1 protein-coding gene is annotated in these 1,945 nt (G+C 31.8%); it reads left to right on the top strand.

Features of this window, described 5'->3' with window-relative positions; all coding sequences use genetic code 11:
- The first annotated feature begins 150 nt into the window (after positions 1-150).
- A complete protein-coding gene (locus QSE00_RS25095; protein WP_286108016.1) occupies positions 151-1,512 on the top strand; it encodes an ApeA N-terminal domain 1-containing protein in 1,362 nt (453 codons plus the stop codon).
- The last annotated feature ends 433 nt before the right edge of the window (positions 1,513-1,945 follow it).

Below are 1,945 nucleotides of genomic sequence, written 5' to 3' on the forward strand. Positions count from 1 at the left end.
AAAATGCAGCATCTTCGTGATGTAGATGGTGAACATTTTTATGAATGTTTGAGTTGCCATGAGAAATGGAAATTAAGAGATCCAGACCATGGATTTAGGGGGTATTTTTTGAAAGTTTAAATATCGATTCAACTCTATATATGATCATAGATGAATGAATTTGAGATTGAAGGAAAATGGAGGAATATAACTCAAAATGATTGGATTCACGGCACGTTATCATTTGACCCGGAAACTAGGAGTTCAATCTCCCTATTTGGAAGTTTTACAGACCAAACATTGCCATTTTTACACCACGAGATAAGTCTGGTTGTGGGCAAAACTCCAATAGGAGATTTTACATTAGTTGAATTAGAGTACAGGTCTTGTAGCAGCAATCGTCATTTTGGATCGATTACAACTTATAGCGTCACTTTTATATTCAAGGGAATCCAAGTTGAAAACAAGGACCAACTTGTTTTTAGTGAAGTTTCTTTTTCTTCATTAAATCTAGAGTCTTGGTTTAATCCATCGAACCTGAAAATTCTCCACAATTTTGATGATTGGTCCTTTAAATTGGAAGGTAAAAATACAATGATAGATAGTTTTACGTTGAAGGAAGGTATTCGTCTTAATAAAGATCATGATGTTTCTATTAAACCTCAAAATAATTCAAACACCCATATCATTAAGAAATCTACTGATTTAAACCTTTCTTACGCTTCAAGGCTGAATTGGAGGGTGATTTGGAAGGATGTTCAATGTTTTGTTTCCTTTATTTCATTCTGTACTAATGAGCAAAGTTATCCAACTAGACTAATTTTAAAAGACGAAATGTTTACAGAAAAAATCGGGTCTTTGGCAAAAACTATTCCAGTAGAATTATTTTTTCAAACAACTATGTTTCATTCAGGTAGTTCCCAAAATGAACCCAGGGATCATCTAATACCATATTCCATTCTTCAAGGGAATTTTCAACATGTTATTCAAAAATGGTATAAATTTTATGAGACTTTTCAAATTCCGATTAACTTGATTAATAGTAGATTAAAGTCTAAGCGTTTATTCAATGAGAATAGATTTCTTGACGCTGCTCATGCCTTGGAAGTTTTTCACCGTCTTGACAGTAATATCAACAAATTCAACACGGATTATTTCGAAAAATTAAAAGTTACTGCAATTGGTGCATTCGCAGAGTCCAAAAAAGATAGAGAATGGATGGAACAACTCTTGCGATATGCAAATGAGCCTAGTTTGAGACAAAGGTTGAAAGACTTGATAAAAAGATATGAACTTGATTTTCTCTTTGTAGACGGTAAGAAAAAAAAACATTTCATAAATATCGTCATAAACACAAGGAATTATTTTACACATTACGATAGTAGTATTAAATCTCATAAAGCCTCAGGCGCTGAATTGATTTACATTACAAGAACCTTAACAGCAATTTTATATTCATGTATAACTACAAAATTGGATATAGATGGATCAAAATCTAAAAGAATCATAATGGATATGTTAGAACGTCTCTAAGGCGCATACAAAATTTTTATCTTTAGAAAAGTTCAAATAAAGGATAATTTCATCTCTTCATTAAAATAATGGTTAATCTCCTTTCTTATGTTTGTGGGGTTTTAGTGATGGCGTATTTTTAGGAGTCTCCTTATTATCTCGTTGACGCCTGTCTGGCTTTCCTGTTGAATCCGCAATTCTTTTTGGTCCTGGTTTAATTCCCATAATCTTCTATTTTATTAAATTTATATTCTGTAAGTTCACTAATTATTACTAAATATCACACTAAAATATCGCAAAATTTATTAACACTTGAGGGGTTTATAAAATAACTGGCTATTTCGGAGTTATGACGCCACCATTTTCGGTCAAATTGCGCCACTTTGAAAGATCTTACAATTATAAAAAAAATTTAGGTTTATATACTCTTTAAAGTTCCTTTTCTTAATGATTC

Source organism: Arenibacter flavimaris, from assembly GCF_030291335.1.
Taxonomy (GTDB): Bacteria; Bacteroidota; Bacteroidia; order Flavobacteriales; family Flavobacteriaceae; genus Arenibacter.